Consider the following 21,848-nt stretch of genomic DNA (forward strand, 5'->3'; position numbering starts at 1 on the left):
GGACCTAATGTAACTTTAACTGCGTTTGCTAGGATGTTTACGCCAGTTAGCATTTTAGCGCGTGCGTCACCTGCAAAAAGTACTTCTTTAGCTGCCATTTTTTAAATTCCTCTAAATTCTTAAATGTGTGTTAAACGAAAAGTAGGCTTAGCCTACAATGCCTAAAATGTTGTCTTCACGCATGATCAGGTACTCTTGACCTTCGATCTTTTCAGTTTTCTCAACATATGAGCCAAATAACACAGTGTCACCGGCTTTTACTTCTAAAGCTCTAACGTCACCGTTATCTAAAATACGACCATTACCTACGGCTACTACTTCTCCGCGAGTTGATTTTTCAGCTGCAGAGCCAGTTAATACAATACCGCCAGCAGATTTTGTTTCTTCTTCTAGACGTTTAACGATTACGCGATCTTGTAAAGGACGAATGTTCATGTTTTTTAGTTCTCCTAACAGTTTCTGAACAGTACAGAAAAAAGCTTTTCTAATTTGCATTCATTAATGGGGGTAGAGTAAAAAATTCCAAGAGAAAAAATGATAAATTTTTAATCTTTTCGTTCAAACTCACCATCAATGGTTGTTGGTTGTTCGGTTTGTTGCTGGTCACGCATTGAGTGCGGTTGTTGCGCGTATGGGGAAGGACCTTGTTGCATGCCCGCACTCATTCTCACGGTTGCCTGACTTGCAAGGCCTGCAGCTAATTTATTACGAATTGCAGGGGTTAATAAAAGTAAGCCAAAAACGTCAGTCATGATGCCTGGCGTTAACAATAGTACACCGGCAATAATAACGCATATTCCCGTGAATAATTCTTTAGCAGGCATCTGGCCTTGCGCCATTTGCGTTTGCGCATTTTGAAGCGCGCCCATACCTTGTTGTTTCACCATCTTAGCGCCTAAAATTGCGGTAATAACCACTAGTGCAATAGTCGCTACACCCCCTATTACGTCGCTTACTTGAATTAACAAGGCGATTTCGATAATAGGGATGATAATAAACAACACAAATAAAAATCTAAACATAATGCTCTCTAAATAAGGTACTCGTAAGAGTTGATGAAATATAAGTGAGGGTTAATAGGTCTCTTTTCAAGGTTAATGCGTAGGTAGTGTCATTTAACTGGATTTCTACACATTGGCTTACCTATCAGATACTATGAAGCTAGACATCGTTCAACAAGTAAAGGTTCATAATGAATACACAATTTAAATTAATTTTTACTACCTGTAAAAACGAGGATGAAGCACGCATGCTTGGTAAAGCTTTGGTAGAAAAAAAGCTGGCCGCGTGTGTCAATATTTTACCAGCAATGTCTTCTATTTATATGTGGGAGGGTGAGGTAAAAGAAATGATAGAAGTTAAAATGCTAGTTAAAACCAAAACAGAGAAAATGAACGATGTGTTTTTAACTATAAAAGCGATGCATAGCTACGAAGTACCTGAGATACAAGTTATTGACATAACAACCGGGAACTTGGCTTATTTTAACTGGATGGATGAGGTATTACATTAATGCGCTTTTTGTTTTTGCTATTAGTGACATTATTAATAGCCCCTGCAAAGGCTACATCAAATAATGTGCTTAATGATTTATTAGCGCCCTCGCAGCAAACCTTTTTACCCGTAACACAAGCGTTTGAGTTTGACTTTGATCAGCAAGGTCGCACCTTGTTTATAGGGTGGGATATTGCGCCAGGTTACTATTTATATAAGCAAAAAATAGAGATACTCGCTAAAGATGCCAGCATTGATGTAGGAAGCTTAGGTGATGGCGAGATTATCGAAGATGAATTTTTTGGTAAAACAGAGGTGTTTTTTCAAAGCGTTAGTATCATCAGTAAGCTGAGTGACGTAAATGAAGGCGCCGTAGTCAAAGTGCGTTATCAAGGCTGTGCTGAGGCTGGACTCTGTTACCCGCCTGAAGTTATCACTATTCCATTGAGTGTGATTGCAGGCGAGCAATCGCAAAATGCAACACCGTCTAATGCTGCAAGCGCATTAACCGAATCAACATCGCAACCGGATGCTGCTATCACTAAAAAAGATCTTTCTTTTACTGAGCAACTGGCAAGTCAAAGTTTAGCTATTAACTTATTAGTATTTTTTGCAGTGGGCGTGGGGCTTGCTTTTACACCATGTGTGTTCCCGATGTTTCCTATTTTGTCGAGCTTAATTGCTGGGCAACAAAATTTATCAACTAAAAAAGCCTTTGCACTTTCGTTCGTATACATACAAGGCATGGCGGTAACTTATGCAGCATTAGGGTTAGTTGTTGCAGCATTAGGTGGACAAGTACAAGGGTATTTACAGCACCCCTATGTACTTATTAGCTTTAGCTTATTATTTGTATTACTGGCTATGTCGATGTTTGGTTGGTACGAAATAAAACTCCCTAGCAGTGTGATGAATAAACTCACGCAGGTAAGTAATAATCAAAAAGGTGGCAACTATGTTGGTGTATTTTTGATGGGGGTATTATCCGGTTTAATTGCATCACCTTGTACTACGGCGCCGCTATCAGCCGCTTTATTATACGTTGCGCAAAGTGGTGATTACTTAGTGGGCGGGCTAACGTTGTATGTATTGAGTTTAGGTATGGGGTTACCTTTATTATTGCTTGGTACATCGGGTGGTAAATTGCTACCTAAAGCAGGCGGTTGGATGGAGCAAGTTAAAACCTTATTTGGCTTTGTAATGTTGGTCGTTCCGCTAATATTGTTAGAGCGTTTGATTAGCGCCAACATTATATTACTTATGGCAGGTATATTGGCGTTAGCTGCTGCTTTGTACTTACACCATTGGCAAAGTAATCAGCAGCAAAGTAAATTAAAAACAGCTTTATGGTTTGCAGCCATGTTGTTGGTATTTACTGGATTTAGTTTAGCTAAAGACTATTTTTGGCCTGTACAAGTCCAAGTAAACTCACAAAAAAACGAGTTTAAACACGTTGCCAATTTAGCCGAACTAAAAGTCGCGGTCGATGATGCCAATAAACAAGGTCGACTCGTTATGGTCGATTTATACGCCGATTGGTGTGTTGCGTGTAAAGAGTTTGAACATTACACCTTTCCCGATGAAAATGTGCAAAAGGAGTTTAGCCATTATCAGTTAATTCAAATCGATTTAACTGAAAGTGATAGTAAAACTATTGAGCTAATGGAAGAGTATGACGTGTTCGGATTACCGAGTATTTTGTTTTTTAATACTCAAGGGCAAGAGCTAAGCACGTTGCGAGTGACAGGCTTTTTAAATGCTGAGGATTTTGCTAAACACCTTGCTACAGTGCGTGCCAGCGCACAATAATAGTGCAATAAAGCCACTTAAGTTTACTAAGTGGCTTTGTTATTTATACCTTTCAAAATGTACCTTAAATAGTGATTGGACCAGTATTTTGCTGTTATTTACGTCGAAATCACTATAATACCCAGCTAACGTGAGAAAATGTTGCAATTTAGCTTTTTTATGCTTAGTTTAAAGTTAAAAAATAGCTAGCAATGGCTTAACTCATTACTTAGAGGGTATATCGCGTATTATGGCTGCAAAATTAAAGATTTTAGTTGTTAATGGTCCAAATTTAAACATGCTAGGAAAGCGCGAGCCAGAAAAATACGGTACGCAAACACTTAGCGAGATTATGAGCGAACTAACAAATACCGCTAATAGTCTGAATGTTGAACTTACGCACTTTCAAAGTAATGGTGAGCAAGCGCTCATAGAACGAATTCATAATGCTTGGCAAGCGGTTGATTGTATCATTATTAACCCCGCAGCATTTACGCATACAAGCGTTGCATTACGTGATGCATTGTTAAGTGTTGATATTCCGTTTTATGAGGTGCACTTGAGCAATGTGCACGCACGTGAAGCTTTTCGCCATCATTCTTATTTTTCAGATGTGGCACAAGGCGTTATATGTGGATTAGGTGCAATGGGTTACCACGCAGCATTAAATGCAGCGGTTAACCGGTCGCAAAACGCAATTTAATTTAAAAATTAACACACTAACAAACTAACAGGCGGGTCGTGTAATGGATATTCGCAAGATAAAAAAACTTATCGAATTAGTAGAAGAATCGGGCATTGCGGAACTAGAAATCACTGAAGGTGAAGAGTCGGTACGCATAAACCGTAACAACATGAGTGCGGGTCCAGCTTACCCACAATTTGCACCACAACAATATGCACCAGCTCCTGCACAGCAAGCGTCAGCCCCTGCAGCACCTGTAGCAGTTGAAGCAGAAGCTGCGCCTGCTGCAACAACGGGTCATCAAGTTAAATCACCTATGGTTGGTTCATTTTACTCAGCATCTTCTCCAGAGGCACCTGCTTACGTAGAAGTAGGCTCTAAAGTTAATGTAGGCGATACACTGTGTATTATTGAAGCCATGAAAATGATGAACCAAATTGAAGCTGATAAAGCGGGTACTGTACGCGCAATTTTAGCTGAAAATGGCGAGCCAATTGAATTTGACCAACCTCTATTCATCATTGACTAATAGCATAACGTAAAAGGCCAACTCTAATGTTAGATAAAGTAGTCATAGCAAACCGAGGTGAAATAGCACTTCGTATATTGCGCGCCTGCAAAGAGCTTGGGATCAAAACGGTTGCTGTTCATTCAACGGCGGATCGCGATCTTAAGCATGTATTGCTTGCAGATGAAACCATCTGTATTGGTAAGCCATCAGCAACAGATAGTTATTTAGATATACCGCGCATTATTGCTGCGGCCGAAATAACTGATGCGGTAGCGATTCACCCAGGTTATGGTTTTCTTGCAGAAAACGCAGATTTTGCAGACCAAGTTGAGCAAAGTGGTTTTGTATTTATTGGACCAAAAGGCGACACAATTCGTCTAATGGGCGATAAAGTATCTGCTATTGCCGCAATGCGTAAAGCTGGCGTTCCATGTGTACCGGGTTCTGATGGTCCTGTAACAGACGATAACGAACGCAACATGCAAATTGCTAAGCGCATTGGTTATCCGGTTATTATTAAAGCAGCTGGCGGCGGCGGTGGTCGTGGTATGCGTGTAGTACGCAATGAATCTGAATTAGTAAATTCAATTTCACTAACGCAGCAAGAAGCTAAACAGTTTTTTGGTAATGGTATGGTTTACATGGAGAAATACCTTGAAAACCCACGTCATATCGAAGTACAAGTATTAGCCGACGGACAAGGTAATGCAGTTCACTTAGGTGAGCGCGACTGTTCAATGCAGCGCCGTCATCAAAAGGTAGTTGAAGAGGCTCCTGCTCCAGGCATAACAGCTGAAACACGTAAGTTTATTGGTGAGCGTTGTACACGTGCGTGTATTGAAATTGGTTACCGTGGCGCGGGTACGTTTGAGTTTTTATACGAAAACGGCGAGTTTTACTTCATTGAAATGAATACCCGTATTCAGGTTGAGCATCCAGTAACAGAAATGGTTACGGGTATTGACTTAATCAAAGAACAGCTAAAAATAGCAGCGGGTCAGCCATTATCGTTCACGCAAGACGACGTCGTTATTCGTGGCCATGCGATTGAGTGTAGAATTAATGCTGAAGACCCTGAAACGTTTATCCCGTCACCGGGTAAAATTACACGCTTTCACCCCGCTGGTGGGTTAGGTATTCGTTGGGACAGCCATATTTATGCTGACTACACTGTACCACCTCACTACGATTCAATGGTTGGCAAGCTAATTACTTACGGTGAAAACCGTGATGTGGCTATTGCCCGTGCACGTAATGCACTAAACGAATTAGTTATTGATGGAATTAAAACTAATACTCCTTTGCATAAGCGTATTCTTGCAGATGAGAATTTCCAAAATGGTGGAACTAATATCCACTACCTTGAGAAAAAGTTAGGTTTGTAATCTTCCTAAATTAAAAAAACCGGCTTTTGCCGGTTTTTTTATGCCTGAAACTTCAATTTATCGCCATAAATAAATAATCTGGTATGATTAGCTAATATGCGCTTTTAAGTTAATTTTGAGGTAATAATGACCCGTAGTTTTGAATCTCACTTAAATGATGAACTTGCAACTGTTGCAATGGGTAAGCAAGTAGCAGCAATTATTGAGCAAGGTGCTGTGATTTATTTACATGGTGATTTAGGCGCTGGTAAAACAACGTTTACACGTGGTGTGGTGCAAGGCTTTGGTCATACAGGTAAAGTTAAGAGTCCAACATATACACTGGTTGAACCCTATGAGCTTGACCGTGCAAACGTTTATCACTTTGACTTGTATCGTTTAGGTGATCCAGAAGAACTTGAATTTATGGGTATACGCGATTATTTTTCACCGCAGGCTATTTGTGTTGTTGAATGGCCAGAAAAGGGTGGAGAGTTTATTCCTGTACCCGATTTAGATATAACGCTAAGCTATGTAGGTGACGAGCGTAAAATTGTGTTCAAAAGTACCAGTGAACGTGGTGCAGCAATTGTCGATAAACTAAAAAAATAAATAATAAAATAGTGAAGGCAGTAATTATCAAATGAATCGAGGCGCAGTTAAACTCTCAGTTTTTCTTATGATTTTCATCATGAGCTTTTCTTTGTGGGCACAAAACACGATAAATAGTGTGCGTGTGTGGCCATCTCCAGATAGTACACGCGTTGTATTTGATTTAGACGATAAACCCGATTTTAGTTATTTTATGCTAAAAAACCCAAGCCGCTTAGTGGTTGACCTAGAAAACACCAAAGAGCTTAAAGTACTACCCGGTGTGCCACCTAAGCACCAAATTGTTAGCAAATTACGTTACTCAAAGCCCAAAAATAAGCAAAGCGTTCGTTTAGTATTTGAGCTAAGCGCACCCGTAAAACCAGTGCTATTTGCGCTTGCGCCTACTGGTCCATACAAAAATAGGCTTGTGGTCGATTTATATAATAAAAGTGAACCAGAACCAGTGGCTTCACCTGCACAAAAAGCTGCTAAAAAACGTCAACTTAGCCAAGAACGCGATATTGTAATTGCTATCGATGCGGGGCATGGCGGAGAGGACCCTGGCTCAATAGGGCCATCAGGCACGTATGAAAAAACGGTTACGTTGCAAATAGCTAAGCGTCTTGAGCGAATGATAGACGCTGAGCGGGGCATGATTTCGCGTATGGTACGAAGTGGCGATTACTTTGTAAAACTTAATACGAGAACAAACAGAGCACGAGAGAAAAAAGCCGACTTTTTTGTGTCTATTCACGCAGATGCATTTACAAGCCCTGGTCCTAATGGTGCATCGGTATGGGTGTTGTCATTACGAAGAGCTAATTCTGAAATCGGTAAATGGATAGAAGATAAAGAAAAGCATTCCGAGTTGCTCGGTGGTGCAGCCGATGTAATGAAAGATGCGGCTAACGAAAAATACTTAGCGCAAGCATTACTTGATATGTCGATGGATCATTCAATGAAAACCGGCTTAAACGTTGCAGAAGAAGTAGTTAAAGAGCTACGGAAAGTTGCAAAGCTTCATAAAAAAGACCCGCAACATGCTAGCCTTGCGGTTCTTAAGTCGCCAGATATTCCCTCTATTTTGGTCGAAACGGGGTTTATATCTAACCCGCGAGAAGAAAAATTATTGAAAAGTGCAAGTCATCAAGAGCGTTTAGCCAAGGCTATGTTCACTTCAATCAAAAATTACTATTTGAAAAACCCACCAGATGATTCGTTGTTTGCAAAATTAAAGTCGCAATACCCTACAAAACATAAAGTACGTCCGGGTGAATCTTTAAGTATGTTGGCAAGCCGTTATGGGATCAGCATAAGTAAAATAAAAAAAGTAAATAAACTAAATTCAAACACGCTTTTTATTGGTCAAGAGCTCGACATACCACAAAGTTAATTACATAAATCTGCACGCAGTTTGCTAGGAAATATCATGAATATTGAAATACTACCTGCCCGTTTAGCCAACCAGATTGCCGCAGGTGAAGTGGTTGAGCGTCCAGCGTCGGTAGTAAAAGAGCTTGTTGAAAATAGCCTAGATGCTGGCGCTACTCGTATTCAAATAGAGATAGAGCGTGGTGGCCATAAGCTTATTCGTATTCGTGATAATGGCTCGGGTATAGGTAAAGAAGAGCTCACACTTGCGCTTTCTCGCCATGCGACAAGTAAGTTAAAGTCGCTTGATGATTTAGAAAATATTTGTTCACTAGGTTTTAGGGGTGAGGCATTAGCTTCAATTAGCTCAGTATCGCGATTAACCCTCAGCTCCAAACCAAAGACTCAAGACGCTGCTTGGCAAGCATTTGCAGAAGGCCGTGATATGGCTGTGCAAGTTAAGCCGGTTGCTCACCCTGATGGCACCACCATTGAGGTTAAAGATCTATTTTTTAATACCCCTGCACGGCGCAAATTTTTACGTACCGAAAAAACAGAGTTTACCCATATTGATGAGCTCATTAAGCGTATAGCGCTTAGCCGGTTTGATGTATCGATTACGCTGACTCATAACGAAAAAGTAGTTAGGCAATACCGCGCAAAAACAGATCCCGCTCACGCCATAACTCGCGTTGCACAAGTTGCGGGTAAGGCGTTTGCAGAGCAAGGACTTCATATTCAATCAGGGGAAGCAGGGCTTCAACTACATGGGTGGGTTTTACCGGTAGGCTCTGTAAATACAACGCAGTACACGTATGTAAATAATCGTATGATGCGCGATAAGCTCATTTTACACGCTATTCGTCAGGCATTTGAAGAAGTTAGTGGGGTACAAGAGCTACCAGGGTTTGTAATTTATATTGATATTGACCCACGCCAAGTTGATGTAAATGTACACCCAGCAAAGCATGAAGTACGTTTTCATCAAGGTCGCTTAGTACATGACTTTATTTTACAAGCGATCAAGCAAGTTGTTGTGCCATTGCAAGGTGAGTTTAACAATGAAGCGGTAACGACAGCTGATGATCATTTACCTGCATTTACTCATGCCATGCATCCGTCGACATCTAAAAATGAGACTAGCGGCGGTTACGATTATCCTAAATCTCAGTTACAACCAAATTACTCAGGTAGTTCAAGTTCAACTGGTGCAAAAAGTGGTGGTGGCGAATACAGAGCATCATCAAGTGCAAACCATCAAGACGTGAATGCGTTTTATCAAGGAGTGAGTGAACAACATGCTGCGCACTTTGATGTCGTGGCGCAAACCACTCAGCAAGATTCATCAGTACCTGATCAAAGTGCTGTAAATATGGTGTCTATTATTAGTTTGCATGATGGAAACTGTGTCTTTAGTGCGCAGCAGGAGCTATTTTGCTCACATTTTAAATACGCCATAGTTGATGATTGGCATGAGCAAATTAAAGAGCAAGGTAGCCTTGAAGGTAAAGCATTGTTATTACCTGTAAGGGTTAATTTATCAAAAGAAGACTGTTTGCTAATCGAAGGGCAGCAATCGTGGTTCACGCTGCTTGGCTTTGAATTGGTGATTGAGAAGCAGTTTGTTATGGTTAAAAAGCTGCCATCATGTTTGTATTTACTTGATGTAAGTAATGCTGTTAACGAGTTACTAAGCGCCTGTAAAAGGCAGCTTGAAAACATAGAAGGTTGGTTAAAATGGCAGGCAGAATGTATACCGCCGCGCTTTTATGCTAGCAACGTATTTATAACTCAACAAATGCGCTTACAAAATAATCCGCAAACTATTGAACGCTTGCGTGAAAAAGCAGTTAAAATAGAGCTAAGTCAGTATTTAGCGCAATTAAATTAGGGTGTTCGTGTTGAGTCAATTACCAGTTATATTTTTAATGGGTCCCACTGCTGCAGGTAAAACAGCATTGGCTATTTCTTTGTGCGAGCATTTAAATACAGAGATAATCAGCGTCGATTCAGCATTAGTGTATAAAGGTATGGACATTGGCACTGCAAAACCTGATTCAGAAGAATTAGCTCGCGCTCCACATCATCTTATTGATCTGCTTGACCCGAGTGAAACGTATTCTGTTGCAGATTTTAGGCGTGATGCAATAAAAAAAATTGATGAATTTCATCAACAAGGTAAAGTACCTGTATTAGTTGGAGGTACAATGCTGTACTTCAAGGCACTTATTGACGGTTTATCGCCTCTGCCTGAGGCAGACCCAGCTATAAGGGCTCAACTTGAAGCAGAGGCTAGTGAGTTTGGCTGGCCACACTTGTATCAAGAACTCGTAAAAATAGATCCACAAGCGGCACAAAAAATGAGTGAAAACGACTCGCAAAGAATTAACCGTGCGCTGGAGGTATATCGATTAACCGGTAAAACAATGACTGAACTGCAAAAGCAAAAGCAGCCACCTTTACCGTATACTTTTCATCAATTTGCCATCGCGCCGCAAGAGCGAAGTGAATTACATCAACGAATTGAAGAAAGGTTTAAAATAATGATAGATCAGGGGTTTGAAAATGAAGTTTCGGCCTTATATCTACGTAAAGATTTACATCACAATATGCCTTCTATTCGTTGTGTGGGCTATAGACAGATGTGGGATTACCTTGCGGGTGAAGTAAGTCATGATGAAATGGTATTTCGAGGTATTGCAGCAACCCGGCAATTGGCTAAGCGTCAATTAACTTGGTTGAGAAGTTGGCCTGATGTTACTTGGTTAACAACCGGCGATGAAGAAAACTTGCATCATGTAGTAAGTTCGCTAAGCTAGTAGTAGTTGGATATGATTTAGCTTTATTAAATGAGTTCAGCCACTTAATTATAATAACACCTAGAACGAAGGAAGAATAACATGGCAAAAGGCCAATCGTTACAAGACCCATTTTTGAATGCACTACGTCGTGAGCGCATTCCGGTATCAATCTTTTTGGTTAATGGCATAAAATTACAAGGTAAAATCCAGTCATTTGATCAATTTGTTATTTTACTTGAAAACACGGTAAACCAAATGGTTTACAAACACGCAATTTCAACAGTTGTACCTGCTCGCGCAGTCAACTTCCAAGGTGTTCAAGGGAGCGATGACACTGAAGAACCAGAAGCTGGAAACTTTTAATTAGGAGCGTAATGCTTGTTTGACCGCTATGAATCCGGCGAACAGGCAATTTTAGTTCATATCGACTTACCTAAAGAAGGGGATCGTGAAGATCTTCATGAATTAGAGATGTTGGTATCTTCTGCTGGTGTTAGTAGTTTGGCGGTTGTGCAAGGCAGCCGTCAAGCACCACATCCGAAACTATTCGTCGGTACCGGTAAAGCAGAAGAAATAGCTGAGATTGTCAAAATCCACAATGCAGATGTCGTTATTTTTAATCATCAACTCAGACCGTCACAAGAACGCAACTTAGAGCGCGTTTGTCAGTGCCGTGTGCTTGATAGAACGACCCTTATTCTTGATATTTTTGCCCAACGTGCACGTACCCATGAGGGTAAATTGCAGGTTGAATTGGCACAACTTCGTCATATGTCTACTCGGCTGATCCGAGGGTGGACTCACCTTGAGCGTCAAAAGGGCGGTATTGGTTTACGTGGACCAGGTGAAACTCAATTAGAGACCGATAGGCGTTTACTGCGCGTACGTATTCAAAGTATTCGTGCACGACTACAAAAAGTGGCAGTCCAGCGTGAGCAGGGTAGACGCGCGCGTAACCGTAATGAAATTCCAACGGTGTCGTTAGTGGGTTACACTAATGCGGGTAAATCTACATTATTTAATCGTATTACAGATTCTGAGGTCTATGCTGCCGATCAGCTTTTTGCGACGCTTGACCCAACACTGCGTAAACTGGAGTTGGGTGATGTTGGCCAAGTGATTTTAGCCGATACCGTGGGTTTTATCCGTCATTTGCCTCACGATTTAGTGGCTGCATTTAAAGCAACATTGACCGAAACACGTGAAGCCGATTTGCAGTTACACGTAATTGATGCTGCTGATTCGCGGATTAAAGAAAATATTGAACAAGTGCAATCGGTGCTTAAAGAAATTGAAGCCGATGACGTTCCACAGCTATTAATTTATAATAAAATTGATGCGCTTGACAATGTTGCTCCGCGTATTGATCGAGATAGTGAAGGTCAACCTATAAGAGTATGGTTATCTGCACAAACGGGTGAAGGGTGTGAATTACTAAGCGAAGCCATTAGCGAATTGCTTGCTAAAAAAATGTTTAGTGAAACGCTTTTATTAACCCCATTATACGGGCGTTTAAGGGCTTCACTTTTTAGCTTAAATGCGGTGCATGAAGAGCGATTTGATGAACAAGGCAATTGGCTACTAGATGTAAGAATGCCAATGGTTGAATGGAATCGCTTAATTAAAGAATTTGGTCCTGAAATTGTTGGTTTTATCAACCGAGATTAAAAATTGACGTTTAAATGTCGGTTTTTGTATGAGAAACGCAGTAGATTTGATAGATTTAACACAATTTCCTAATTTATTTAGATAACAATGGAGTATAGCTATGGCCTGGAATGAACCGGGTAATAATGGCAATGACAAAGATCCGTGGAACAATAAAGGCGGACGTGATCAAGGCCCACCTGATTTAGACGAGGTGTTCCGTAAGTTTAGTAACAAGTTCGGCGGCTTATTTGGCGGTAAAAAATCCGGCAATGGAAGCGGTGGCGGACTTGGCGGAGCCGGTATTTCATTTATCCTCATTATCGCCGCTATTGTGTGGGCGTTAAGTGGTATTTATACGGTTAAAGAAGCCGAACGTGGTGTTGTTTTGCAGTTTGGTAAATATGACCGAATTGCTGAACCAGGCCTGCGTTGGAAAATGACGTTTATTGAAACGGTTATCCCAGTTGATATCGAAGCCGTTCGTTCACTGTCGGCGTCTGGCTTTATGCTTACTGAAGATGAAAACGTGGTAAGTGTTGAGTTTCAGGTGCAATACCGTGTTATTGACCCATACCTTTACAAGTTTAGCGTAACGAATGCTGATAGCAGTTTAGAAGAAGCGCTAGACAGTGCACTGCGTTATGTTGTGGGTCATGCAAAAATGGACCAAGTTTTAACGAACGGCCGTGAAGAAGTGCGTCAAAATACATGGGATGAGCTTAACAAGGTAATCGAACCATACAATCTTGGTTTAATTGTTACTGATGTTAACTTTAAAGATTCTCGCCCACCTACTGAAGTTAAAGATGCGTTTGATGATGCGATTGCAGCGCAAGAAGATGAAGAGCGTTTCATTCGTGAAGCAGAAGCGTATGCGCGTGAAATTGAACCACGTGCACGTGGTCAAGTAACACGTATGACGCAAGAAGCTGAAGGTTACCAAGAGCGCATTACATTAGAGGCACAAGGTGAGGTTGCTCGTTTTGAAAAGCTACTACCTGAGTATTTAGCGGCTAAAGAAGTAACGCGTGAACGCTTATACATTGATGCAATGGAAGAAGTGTTAGGTAGCAGTTCTAAGGTGTTAGTTGATGTGAAGGGTGGTAATAACATGATGTACTTACCTCTTGATAAAATCATGGAAAAGCAAGGCACTGCAACACGTGTTGCGTTACCAAGCTCAAGTGACATTCAAGACTTAAGAAACAAAGTAAATACATCACGTAACAGCACCGTTAATAGCAGCAACGACCGCTTTAACAACGATCGCTTTAACTAGGGGAGATAAGCATAATGAAAAATTTTAGTTTAGTAATACTACTAGTTGCCATTGTGATGTCTTTCTCATCGGTATTTGTTGTACCTGAAGGGCAAAAAGCAATTGTGCTATTGTTCAGTAAAGTACAAAAAGATGACGATGATCAAGCGGTTGTTTATGGCCCAGGTTTGCATTTGAAAGTCCCATTTTTTAGCCAAGTACGTCGTATTGATGCACGTATTCAAACGCTAGATGGAACGCCAGATCGTTTTGTGACAAGTGAGAAGAAAGACTTAATTGTTGATTCGTTTGTTAAATGGCGTGTTAACGACTTTAGTGCTTTTTACTTACGTGCACGTGGCGACAAGCAATATGCTGAAACGTTACTTGAGCAAAAGGTTAATAACGGACTTCGTACTAACTTTGGTACACGCACAATTCGTGAAATTGTATCGGGTGAGCGTAGTGAGCTTATGGAAGAAGCATTAGTTCAAGCATCTGAAAGTGCCCGCGAGTTAGGTATTGAAGTGCTAGACGTACGTGTTAAGCAAATTAATTTGCCTCAAGAAGTAAGTAGTTCGATTTATCAACGTATGCGTGCTGAGCGTACTGCCGTTGCTAAAGAGCACCGCTCTGAGGGTCAGGAAAAAGCGGAGACTATTCGTGCTAGCGTTGACCGTCGAGTGACAGTTATGCTTGCAGACGCTGAACGTAACTCACGCTCAGTGCGTGGTCAAGGTGATGCAGATGCTGCCGCTATTTATGCAAATGCATATAACAAAGATCCAGAGTTTTTCAGCTTTGTACGTTCTTTAGAAGCGTATAAGAAAACATTTAAAGGTAAGCAAGATGTGATGGTGCTTTCACCAGACAGCGACTTCTTCCAATATATGAAAGGCGCTAAAGCGCAGTAGACTATATTTGTACTTTTAAAATTTAAAGCCCCGCACTTGCGGGGCTTTTTGTTTAATCCAATCTACAACTTTAAACCACTGTTATATATGTGGTTATTTACTCATATTTTAATTTAATAATTCTTCGCAGAAAAAATAAGCTGAACAGGGGTGATCTTTACTTGGGTTTTCTGGTAAAATCTCGTCCTAATTTTCTCTAAGTGAATTTACAATGGGTAAAAACGTTGTTGTATTAGGCACCCAATGGGGTGACGAAGGTAAGGGTAAGGTAGTTGACCTCCTTACGGACAAAGCATCTTTAGTAGTTCGTTATCAAGGTGGCCACAATGCAGGTCATACTTTAGTTATCGAAGGTAAAAAGACGGTTCTACACCTTATTCCATCGGGTGTATTACGTGACAATGTTAAATGTGTGATTGGTAATGGTGTTGTTTTATCACCAGAAGCGCTAATGAAAGAAATTGGCATGCTTGAAGAGCGAGGCGTACCAGTACGCGAACGTCTTTTAATAAGTGAAGCATGTCCGCTAATTTTGCCTTTCCATGTTGCATTAGATGTAGCCCGCGAAACAGCCCGTGGCGACAAGCCAATTGGCACAACTGGCCGTGGCATTGGTCCTGCGTACGAAGATAAAGTAGCACGTCGCGGTTTACGCGTAGGTGACTTATTTAATCCTGAATTATTTGCAGCTAAACTAAAAGAAGTTCTTGAGTACCATAACTTCACGCTAGTTAACTACTATAAAGTAGACGCTGTAGATTTCCAAAAAACGTTTGATGATGCGATGGCTGTTGCAGATATCTTAAAAGCAATGGTTGTAGATGTAACTGAGCTTTTAGACCAAACACGTTTAGCAGGTGAGCACATTTTATTTGAAGGTGCGCAAGGTACATTACTTGATATTGATCACGGTACTTATCCTTATGTAACTTCGTCAAACACGACCGCTGGTGGCGTTGCAACTGGTGCTGGTTTTGGTCCACTAAACCTTGACTACGTGTTAGGTATTATCAAAGCGTACACAACACGTGTTGGTTCAGGCCCTTTCCCTACAGAGCTTTACGATGGCCTTGATAAGCAAGACCCAGTTGGTAAGCACTTAGGTGACAAAGGTCATGAGTTTGGTGCTACTACAGGTCGTCTTCGTCGTACTGGTTGGTTAGATGCAGTGGCAATGCGCCGTGCAGTTCAAATCAACAGTATTTCAGGTTTTTGTTTAACTAAGCTTGATGTTTTAGATGGCTTAGAAACATTGAAAATCTGTACTGGCTACCAGCTTGAAGATGGCACTGTTACAAACGTAACACCATTAGCTGCTGAAGGTTACGAGAAAGTAACACCAGTATATGAAGAGATGCCGGGTTGGTCTGAAAATACTGTGGGTGTAACTTCACTTGAAGGCTTACCAAAAGCTGCAATTGATTACATCAAGCGTATTGAAGAAATTACTGGTGTTCCAATTGATATTATTTCTACAGGTCCAGACCGTGTAGAAACAATGGTACTTCGCAATCCATTTGCTTAATTACCATAAATATAAAAAAAGCTGCTAAATGCAGCTTTTTTTGTGTCTAAAATTCACCTTGGAACGATCTTTGTATATTATTTAGTAAGATAATTTTTGTACGTGGTGAACATGCGCCTATTTTTAAAAAGTTCGTTATTAGCTGTGCCCTTAGTGTCAGTGTCTTTATTTATATCTTCCAATACGTTAGCAGATGAATCACCTGCTGCAGTACCGCTATACACTGAATCAGAGCTTATCGCGTTAATAAATAAAAATGTGCATTTGCAGCGTGTAAAGGCAGATGATTGCCAGCTAGTTCAAGATATTGAAGCGCGAGCCAATAAAATGGCATTGCCATCCTATCAATTTTTATATGGCGATATGCTTGCTTATAATGTGTGTGTTGAACGAAATGTAGAGCTAGGCGTGTATTACATGAGAAAGTCTGCTGAGCAAGGCTTAGCGGCAGCGCTTGAGCAGTTAGGTCGCTATTACGATACCGGAAGGCTAGTTCAGCAAGATAAAGCCATGGCTATTACGTATTTACGGGAAGCTTCTGCACAAGGTAACTTAAAAGCGCAGTTACGTTTAGTGAAGTTGTTTAATGATGGCTACGGTAGCCCACGGGATTTTGAAGATGCATATCGTTGGTTGTTTAATGCAATGGTAGCAGATAAAGCAACGCATAAAAAAATTGAAAACGCCCTAACTAAGCTTGCGCAAAAAATGCCTGATAGTGTAGTAGAGCGCGCTCGGTTACCTATGTAATACTAATCAAGAATAAACTTTAATTAAGCGAGTTGCTGTACATTTAGAAAAAAGCCCTAATAAAATTAGGGCTTTTTTGTGAGCATTATTTTAGTTAACTTTATTCTTTGTCTTTAGGTTGAGGGTCTTTTAATAACGACATTTTTGGGGGGTGCAGTGCCACAATACGCTCACCTTCTTGAGGTGGTTTGTCCATATTAAGTGTGAATGGTGTTACTTTAGCTGGTGTATCGTCATCGTTGTCTTTATCTCCTTTAAGAATAAATAAAGGGATAGCCTCAGGGTTCATTTCTAAGTATTGCTCCCAGCTAAACTCATCTGAAATACGTGTAGCACTTACTTTTCCGCCTTTAGCAATGACACTGCTTAAGCGAGCGTACGAACCTTCATCCCCAAATAATATTTGACGCGATAAAAATGTCGCACTGTCTTTGTTGGCTTTAGCGTGTGTTGTTGATGAGCGTAGCGAAAACACGTTTTTTTCATTGAGTAAATGTGAAAAATACTGCACACCTAATGCATTGTGATGCCTGTTTGGTGAAAGCGCTAAAACACTTCGGATAGTTGTAAGCGGTAAGTATCGTTCAGCATGCTCTGATTGCGGATTACCATAATAGCAAGGCAAGCCATCCATACGTGCCATTTTGCAGTTTTCCCAGGCAGGATCTGAAAGGTGGACAGGAATATTTTGCTCTTTTAAACCTCGCCCTATTGCACGTGACACATGGTTAGCCCCAATAATTAAAATAGTATTAGGTGATGGTTGACGTACACCTAGTAACTTAGCCACAGGTATTGCGGTTAGGCTTTGTAGTACAACAGTTATAATGATAACTGTAAAAATAAGTGGAACCATTTTTTCTGCATCAGCCACACCCGCTTCCATCATGCTAAGTGCAAACACTGAACCAACAGCGGCTGCTACAATACCCCTTGGCGCAATCCAGGCGAGTACTAAGCGAGATTTAATTGGTAAGTCGGTACCAAAGGTAGAGATAGCAATACATAAAGGGCGTGCTACGAATAACACAATCGCTAAAAAAATAAATACATCACTGTCTAACATCATTAAGTCGGAAAGCTGCAAACGGGCTGCGAGTAAGATGAAAAGCGTTGATATAAGAATCATCGACAAGTCTTCTTTAAACTCTAAAACAGAGTCTATTTCTAGGTCATCTTGATTCGCAAGCCAAATACCAAATACCGTTACGGCCAATAAGCCTGACTCATGGCTTAAGTAGTTTGATACAGAAAAGCTAATTAATACCAGCGCTAAAATACCAAACTTATGTAATTCAAATGGCAACCATTCTCGGCGCATTAATTGAGTTGTAACCCAGCCTGCTGCTACCCCTATTGTTAGACCAACTCCAACAGTTTTAACTAAAGCAACAATAGTATGGCTTAGTACCTCGCCTTGGCCTACTAACATTACTGCTTCAAATACCAGTACAGCAAACAATGCCCCGATAGGGTCAATAACAATCCCTTCCCAGCGTAGAATGCGGTCTATGTCTTGTGTGGGGCGCATGGAGTTTAGTAAAGGCGCTATTACTGTCGGGCCTGTTACCACAAGCACTGCGCCGAGCACAGCAGCAACCCGCCAATTGAGCTCAAGTAACCAATAGGCACTTAAACTAATTACAACACAGGTTGCAATCATACCAATGGAGCATAGGTTTCTGACTACTTTACCAATTCCCTTTAACTCCCTAAAGTGAAGGGTAAGGGCGCCTTCAAATAAAATAACAGCCACACTTAATGATACGACAGGGAAGAGTAAGTCGCCTAAAAGTGCATCAGGGTCTAAAACACCACTAAATGGCCCAAGTAACAGGCCAGTGAGCAATAAAAAAAGAATAGCGGGTACTCTAAATGCCCACGCTACCCATTGGGCAAGCACTGAGCAGAGTGCGATACCGGCTATGTAAATTGCTGACATAGATTAAGAATTCCTTATTATGATTTTATTTAAAGTATAACGATTTTAGTTGTTATTAAAGGGGTATACACGGGAAAATCAACTATTACTATTTAATTTTAGCCGCTAACAAAATATTAGTACGTATTAATTATGGTTAGCGTTGCTAAATATTTTATAAATTATCAATAACACCTTCTATCTTCATGATTTGAAGGTAAAAAAGTTTGTTACTAAACGCTTTTCAATGTGGTCGTTTGAATTTTAGCCTTGATCTTACGACCTAATTTAGCGTATTATACTTCGAGTTCGAATAATTAGGTATCTAATTAAATTATCTGGAAAATAAATTCATCGTTAATGTTACGGTCATATTTGCTAGGTATAATCGTTATTTAGAAGCTAGTTCAGTATTTGAACGTCTAAAATATAATTTATTTAATTACTTGATACGGTTTATCTCAAGCATTTAAAGTTTGAGTTGAATTGATATCTTTCAATGTTTAACCCCCATCGTGGCGGTTAAATCTCGGTCCTTTAGTCTTCACCCTATCTGTTGGTGTACCAGACTTTAGAGGCTCTATGTATGTTGTTAATAAAAAAGTCACCAAGGCTTTTTACAGCGATGCATAAACAACACTTTTTAAACTTTCTTATAGGCATTACTTTCATTGCAAGGTATCTGCTTTTTATATCTGAGCTTAAATTTAAAGCCTCGCTTTTAGATTTTGGCTTTCTTGTGTGTGTTTAAAAGTGTTGCCAAAAAACACAAATTCGAAGCTACATATATTGGTAGCTATTTAGTTTAGCTCATTAACACTGAGCACAGATAAAATGGAAAGTAGAAGACTTATGCAAAAGTTAAATTGGCGACGCATTGTTTTAAAAGTAGGTAGCGCACTTATTGCTCCAGATCAAGACGGTTGTCGTTCTCGTTACATACTTACTATCGCACAGTTTATTGTTCGTTGTCGTGCTCGCGGCATTGAAGTGATTTTAGTTTCATCAGGTTCTGTTGCGGCAGGTTCGCACCTATTCCCTTCGGACCAACCCCGTTCAGTTGTATTAAAAAAAGCAATGGCCGCCGCTGGTCAAACTGAAATGATTGCTATGTGGGACCGCTTTTTTGATTTTCCATCTGCCCAGCTTTTGCTCACTCATGGTGACTTGCGCGACCGAGAGCGTTATCAAAGTATTCGTGAAACCGTGTTTACATTATTAGAGCATGGTGTTTTACCTATCATTAATGAAAATGATGCGGTAACTACCGATGACCTTAAAGTAGGTGACAACGATAATTTATCAGCAATGGTTGCAGCAGCCGCTGATGCAGACGCTTTACTGATTTTTTCAGACGTAGATGGTTTATACGATAAAAACCCAAATCTTCATGACGATGCTGTTTTATTACCTGAAATAAAATCAATTGATGATTCTATTTACGCCATGGCAGGATGTGCTACTAGCGCGGTAGGTACTGGCGGTATGAAAACTAAAATAGAAGCGGCAGAAAAAGCAACATCACACGGAATCGCAACATATATAATTAATGGTTTTAAAGAAGAGACATTTAATCGTTTATTAGAGGGTGACAACCCTGGAACAATATTTTTACCATACGAAAAACCAATGCAAGATTCGGTGCATTGGATGACACACACCGCGAATGAGCAAGGTGAAGTTGTGGTAGATGGAACATTTGATGAGTCAATCGAAGGTGAAACAGGCATAATTCGCGGCGATGAAATTGTTGAAGTACATGGTGAGTTTGCAATTGGCGACACCATACTCGTTAGAAGTGAAGATGGTACGCGTTTAGCTAAAGCGACCGCAAATTACAGTAGTTGTTTGTTGAATTTCATTGCAGACAACGAACAAAGTGAATTTAGTGAAAAAATGCAGGATTCTATTGGACCTGTTATTTCAGAAAAAGATATCGCATTATTGGAGAAGTCATGAGTTTAATTACGGATATTTCGCGTCAGGCAGCTAAAGCTGCAAATACACTTGCTTTACTCGACACCGAGACAAAAAACCAAGTGTTAACAGAAATGGCTGCGGCATTAAGAGAGCAAAAAGCATTTATAATTCAAGAAAACGAAAGTGATTTAAGCGCTGCGCGCGACAACAATTTGCCTGCGGCAATGGTTGATCGTCTAACTCTGAATGATGAGCGCATAGAATCGATGGCTGAAGGGATAGAAGTTATAGTAAGCCTGGATGATCCAGTGGGTCAGCTTCGTGAAATCACCGAACGACCTAATGGTATTAAAATTCGTAAAATGCGCGTACCACTTGGTGTTGTTTGTATGATTTATGAAGCACGCCCTAATGTGACCGCAGACGCTGGTGCTTTGTGCTTTAAATCGGGTAATGGCGTTATTTTACGCGGTGGTAAAGAGGCGCTCAAAAGCTCACAAGCGATTGCCAGTGTAATGCACAGTGTACTTGAAAAGCACAACTTACCCGTTTCATTAATCTCGGTTATTCCAGATCCCGATCGTGCACTTCTTATGGAGTTGATGCAGCAACGTGATAGCATCGATTTAATCATTCCTCGTGGCGGTGAGGGGTTGATTAACTTTGTTACCGAGAACAGTACCATTCCTGTTATTCAGCATTACAAAGGCGTATGTCATTTGTATGTCGATAAAGACGCAGACCTAGAGGTTGCGATTAATTTATTACTTAATGGTAAAACACAACGAACGGGTGTATGTAATGCACTTGAAGGTTTGGTTGTACATGAAGATATCGCAGATGAGTTCCTAAACTTATGTGCGGTAGTACTTCGTCAAGAAGGTGTAAAGATCAATGCAGATAGCTTTGCTGCCAAATACTTTGATGATGCAACTGTTTTAGCTGATGATGAGTTTGGTGAAGAATACCTAGATTTAGAAATCGCGATACGCGTAGTACCTACGTTTTCAGCCGCTGTTGATCATATTGCTCAATTTGGCTCAAATCACACAGAAGTGATTTGTACTAAAAACCAAGCCGCAGCTGAGTTATTTCAACGTAGTGTAGATGCGTCAGTTGTGATGGTGAATGCATCGTCTCGTTTTTCTGATGGTTCACAGTTAGGATTGGGTGCAGAGATTGGCATTGCTACATCTAAGCTTCATGCGTATGGCCCTATGGGGCTTGAATCACTCACAACAGAAAAATATTTAGTGAATGGCGAAGGCCAAGTTCGCGAATAAATTTTATATTAATTTTACA

The 21,848-nt window shown here is 40.6% G+C and carries 20 protein-coding genes; 17 read left to right on the forward strand and 3 right to left on the reverse strand.

From position 1 onward, the window contains the following. Window positions 1–147 precede the first annotated feature (147 nt). Both BCG07_RS02305 and BCG07_RS02310 read right to left on the reverse strand, forming a co-directional pair. Window positions 148–435: a co-chaperone GroES gene (locus BCG07_RS02305; RefSeq protein WP_006791252.1), complete on the reverse strand. Its 288-nt coding sequence runs from the start codon at window positions 433–435 to the stop codon at window positions 148–150. A 110-nt stretch (window positions 436–545) separates the two neighbouring features. Continuing rightward, complete coding sequence (locus tag BCG07_RS02310) at window positions 546–1,022, reverse strand: FxsA family protein (protein ID WP_006791251.1); 477 nt, start codon at window positions 1,020–1,022, stop codon at window positions 546–548. A gap of 170 nt (window positions 1,023–1,192) precedes the next feature. Between BCG07_RS02310 and cutA the strand changes: the two genes are divergently transcribed. From cutA to BCG07_RS02385, 15 genes are all read left to right on the forward strand, one after another. Continuing rightward, window positions 1,193–1,513: a divalent-cation tolerance protein CutA gene (gene cutA / locus BCG07_RS02315; protein ID WP_286888221.1), complete on the forward strand. Its 321-nt coding sequence runs from the start codon at window positions 1,193–1,195 to the stop codon at window positions 1,511–1,513. Further along, window positions 1,513–3,303 (forward strand): protein-disulfide reductase DsbD, encoded by a 1,791-nt coding sequence (locus BCG07_RS02320; protein WP_286888407.1) that lies wholly within the window; start codon window positions 1,513–1,515, stop codon window positions 3,301–3,303. Before cutA ends, BCG07_RS02320 begins: the two co-directional genes overlap by 1 nt. 229 nt (window positions 3,304–3,532) lie before the next feature. Next, a complete protein-coding gene (aroQ, locus tag BCG07_RS02325; RefSeq protein ID WP_006791248.1) occupies window positions 3,533–3,985 on the forward strand; it encodes a type II 3-dehydroquinate dehydratase in 453 nt (150 codons plus the stop codon). 43 nt (window positions 3,986–4,028) lie between these two features. Then, window positions 4,029–4,496, forward strand: coding sequence for an acetyl-CoA carboxylase biotin carboxyl carrier protein (gene accB, locus BCG07_RS02330; protein ID WP_286888408.1), 468 nt, complete (start codon window positions 4,029–4,031; stop codon window positions 4,494–4,496). A gap of 26 nt (window positions 4,497–4,522) precedes the next feature. After that, entirely contained in the window at window positions 4,523–5,863 is a 1,341-nt protein-coding gene (gene accC, locus BCG07_RS02335) for an acetyl-CoA carboxylase biotin carboxylase subunit (protein WP_006791246.1), read from the forward strand. 126 nt (window positions 5,864–5,989) lie between these two features. Beyond that, window positions 5,990–6,454: a tRNA (adenosine(37)-N6)-threonylcarbamoyltransferase complex ATPase subunit type 1 TsaE gene (tsaE, locus tag BCG07_RS02340; RefSeq protein WP_276754043.1), complete on the forward strand. Its 465-nt coding sequence runs from the start codon at window positions 5,990–5,992 to the stop codon at window positions 6,452–6,454. Between the two features lie 79 nt (window positions 6,455–6,533). Further along, window positions 6,534–7,829, forward strand: coding sequence for an N-acetylmuramoyl-L-alanine amidase (locus tag BCG07_RS02345; RefSeq protein WP_502694040.1), 1,296 nt, complete (start codon window positions 6,534–6,536; stop codon window positions 7,827–7,829). A 36-nt stretch (window positions 7,830–7,865) separates the two neighbouring features. After that, window positions 7,866–9,698, forward strand: coding sequence for a DNA mismatch repair endonuclease MutL (gene mutL / locus BCG07_RS02350; protein WP_286888413.1), 1,833 nt, complete (start codon window positions 7,866–7,868; stop codon window positions 9,696–9,698). A 10-nt stretch (window positions 9,699–9,708) separates the two neighbouring features. Further along, entirely contained in the window at window positions 9,709–10,626 is a 918-nt protein-coding gene (gene miaA, locus BCG07_RS02355) for a tRNA (adenosine(37)-N6)-dimethylallyltransferase MiaA (RefSeq protein ID WP_008128382.1), read from the forward strand. 81 nt (window positions 10,627–10,707) lie between these two features. Continuing rightward, window positions 10,708–10,971, forward strand: a complete 264-nt coding sequence (gene hfq, locus BCG07_RS02360; protein ID WP_006791241.1) for an RNA chaperone Hfq — start codon at window positions 10,708–10,710, stop codon at window positions 10,969–10,971. Between the two features lie 15 nt (window positions 10,972–10,986). Continuing rightward, window positions 10,987–12,276, forward strand: coding sequence for a ribosome rescue GTPase HflX (gene hflX, locus BCG07_RS02365; protein ID WP_010556689.1), 1,290 nt, complete (start codon window positions 10,987–10,989; stop codon window positions 12,274–12,276). 100 nt (window positions 12,277–12,376) lie between these two features. After that, window positions 12,377–13,537 (forward strand): FtsH protease activity modulator HflK, encoded by a 1,161-nt coding sequence (gene hflK, locus BCG07_RS02370; protein WP_006791239.1) that lies wholly within the window; start codon window positions 12,377–12,379, stop codon window positions 13,535–13,537. A 14-nt stretch (window positions 13,538–13,551) separates the two neighbouring features. Then, on the forward strand, window positions 13,552–14,430 hold the full coding sequence (hflC, locus tag BCG07_RS02375) for a protease modulator HflC (protein ID WP_006791238.1): 879 nt from the start codon (window positions 13,552–13,554) through the stop codon (window positions 14,428–14,430). Between the two features lie 211 nt (window positions 14,431–14,641). Further along, window positions 14,642–15,955 (forward strand): adenylosuccinate synthase, encoded by a 1,314-nt coding sequence (locus BCG07_RS02380; RefSeq protein ID WP_008128387.1) that lies wholly within the window; start codon window positions 14,642–14,644, stop codon window positions 15,953–15,955. Between the two features lie 111 nt (window positions 15,956–16,066). After that, window positions 16,067–16,705 carry a tetratricopeptide repeat protein gene (locus BCG07_RS02385; RefSeq protein WP_008128241.1) on the forward strand — a complete coding sequence of 213 codons (639 nt, stop codon included), beginning with the start codon at window positions 16,067–16,069 and terminating at the stop codon, window positions 16,703–16,705. A gap of 100 nt (window positions 16,706–16,805) precedes the next feature. Here BCG07_RS02385 and BCG07_RS02390 read toward each other — a convergent pair whose 3' ends face one another. Beyond that, window positions 16,806–18,647 (reverse strand): cation:proton antiporter, encoded by a 1,842-nt coding sequence (locus tag BCG07_RS02390; RefSeq protein ID WP_006791234.1) that lies wholly within the window; start codon window positions 18,645–18,647, stop codon window positions 16,806–16,808. Between the two features lie 831 nt (window positions 18,648–19,478). Between BCG07_RS02390 and proB the strand changes: the two genes are divergently transcribed. Together proB and BCG07_RS02400 are read left to right on the forward strand one after the other, a co-directional pair. Beyond that, on the forward strand, window positions 19,479–20,585 hold the full coding sequence (proB, locus tag BCG07_RS02395) for a glutamate 5-kinase (protein ID WP_006791232.1): 1,107 nt from the start codon (window positions 19,479–19,481) through the stop codon (window positions 20,583–20,585). Continuing rightward, complete coding sequence (locus BCG07_RS02400) at window positions 20,582–21,829, forward strand: glutamate-5-semialdehyde dehydrogenase (RefSeq protein WP_006791231.1); 1,248 nt, start codon at window positions 20,582–20,584, stop codon at window positions 21,827–21,829. The genes proB and BCG07_RS02400 overlap by 4 nt, the downstream gene beginning before the upstream one ends. The last annotated feature ends 19 nt before the right edge of the window (window positions 21,830–21,848 follow it).

This window comes from Pseudoalteromonas sp. ESRF-bin5 (genome assembly GCF_002632075.1).
Taxonomy (GTDB): domain Bacteria; phylum Pseudomonadota; class Gammaproteobacteria; order Enterobacterales; family Alteromonadaceae; genus Pseudoalteromonas; species Pseudoalteromonas marina.

Coding starts and splice junctions, on each gene's coding strand:
- BCG07_RS02305 (WP_006791252.1), bottom strand. CDS start 435: ATGAACATTCGTCCTTTACAAGATCGCGTAATCGTTAAACGTCTAGAA.
- BCG07_RS02310 (WP_006791251.1), bottom strand. CDS start 1,022: ATGTTTAGATTTTTATTTGTGTTGTTTATTATCATCCCTATTATCGAA.
- cutA (WP_286888221.1), top strand. CDS start 1,193: ATGAATACACAATTTAAATTAATTTTTACTACCTGTAAAAACGAGGAT.
- BCG07_RS02320 (WP_286888407.1), top strand. CDS start 1,513: ATGCGCTTTTTGTTTTTGCTATTAGTGACATTATTAATAGCCCCTGCA.
- aroQ (WP_006791248.1), top strand. CDS start 3,533: ATGGCTGCAAAATTAAAGATTTTAGTTGTTAATGGTCCAAATTTAAAC.
- accB (WP_286888408.1), top strand. CDS start 4,029: ATGGATATTCGCAAGATAAAAAAACTTATCGAATTAGTAGAAGAATCG.
- accC (WP_006791246.1), top strand. CDS start 4,523: ATGTTAGATAAAGTAGTCATAGCAAACCGAGGTGAAATAGCACTTCGT.
- tsaE (WP_276754043.1), top strand. CDS start 5,990: ATGACCCGTAGTTTTGAATCTCACTTAAATGATGAACTTGCAACTGTT.
- BCG07_RS02345 (WP_502694040.1), top strand. CDS start 6,534: ATGAGCTTTTCTTTGTGGGCACAAAACACGATAAATAGTGTGCGTGTG.
- mutL (WP_286888413.1), top strand. CDS start 7,866: ATGAATATTGAAATACTACCTGCCCGTTTAGCCAACCAGATTGCCGCA.
- hfq (WP_006791241.1), top strand. CDS start 10,708: ATGGCAAAAGGCCAATCGTTACAAGACCCATTTTTGAATGCACTACGT.
- hflK (WP_006791239.1), top strand. CDS start 12,377: ATGGCCTGGAATGAACCGGGTAATAATGGCAATGACAAAGATCCGTGG.
- hflC (WP_006791238.1), top strand. CDS start 13,552: ATGAAAAATTTTAGTTTAGTAATACTACTAGTTGCCATTGTGATGTCT.
- BCG07_RS02380 (WP_008128387.1), top strand. CDS start 14,642: ATGGGTAAAAACGTTGTTGTATTAGGCACCCAATGGGGTGACGAAGGT.
- BCG07_RS02385 (WP_008128241.1), top strand. CDS start 16,067: ATGCGCCTATTTTTAAAAAGTTCGTTATTAGCTGTGCCCTTAGTGTCA.
- BCG07_RS02390 (WP_006791234.1), bottom strand. CDS start 18,647: ATGTCAGCAATTTACATAGCCGGTATCGCACTCTGCTCAGTGCTTGCC.
- proB (WP_006791232.1), top strand. CDS start 19,479: ATGCAAAAGTTAAATTGGCGACGCATTGTTTTAAAAGTAGGTAGCGCA.
- BCG07_RS02400 (WP_006791231.1), top strand. CDS start 20,582: ATGAGTTTAATTACGGATATTTCGCGTCAGGCAGCTAAAGCTGCAAAT.